The organism is Terrabacter sp. P5_B1 (assembly GCF_056400505.1).
This window is the reverse complement of record NZ_JBFULD010000626.1, coordinates 1-633: the sequence shown is the minus strand read 5'-3', so window position 1 is coordinate 633 and position 633 is coordinate 1. Positions and strand designations below refer to the sequence as shown.

Sequence of the window (633 nt, the reverse complement as noted above, 5' to 3'; positions counted from 1 at the left end):
GTTCACCACCGACAAGGCTGGCTACGCCGCGATGCTGAGGTACGCCAAGGCGTGGCCGACGCGGACCTGGGCGGTCGAGGGAGCGAACGGGGTCGGTCGTCCGCTGGCGCAGCGGCTGCTCGAGGCTGGCGAAGACGTCGTCGACGTCCCGGCGAAGCTCGCCGCGCGGGTCCGGCTGTTCGACACCGGCCACAACCGCAAGACCGATGCGCATGACGCGCACTCGATCGCGATGGTCGCCGTGCGCACCCAAGGCTTGCGGGTGCTGCGGACCGACGGTGAGCTCGAGGCGCTGCGGATGCTGGTCGACCGGCGTGAGTCGCTCAGTCGGCGTCGGGTGCAAACCGTGGACCGGCTCCAGGCTTTGTTGGCGGAACTGCTTCCGGGACAAGCGAAGAAGGACATCACCACCGGGCAGGCCAAGCGGATGCTCGCGTCGGTCCGCCCGCGCGACATCGCGGGCAGGACCCGGCGCCGGATCGCGGCCGAGGAGCTCGCCGAGCTGGTCGCGGTCGAAGCCAAGATGAAGAAGGCCAACGCTGAGCTCAAGGCGATCGTCCTCGCCCGCGGGTCGCACCTGATGGACCTTCGTGGTGTCGGCCCGGTCGTCGCGGCGCGGGTGCTGGCTGACGT

The 633-nt window shown here is 70.3% G+C and carries 1 protein-coding gene; it reads left to right on the top strand.

Annotated features, from left to right (window positions below):
- The coding region (locus tag AC1DP0_RS22490) for an IS110 family transposase (protein WP_478088889.1) at positions 1–633 on the top strand (633 nt) is incomplete at both ends.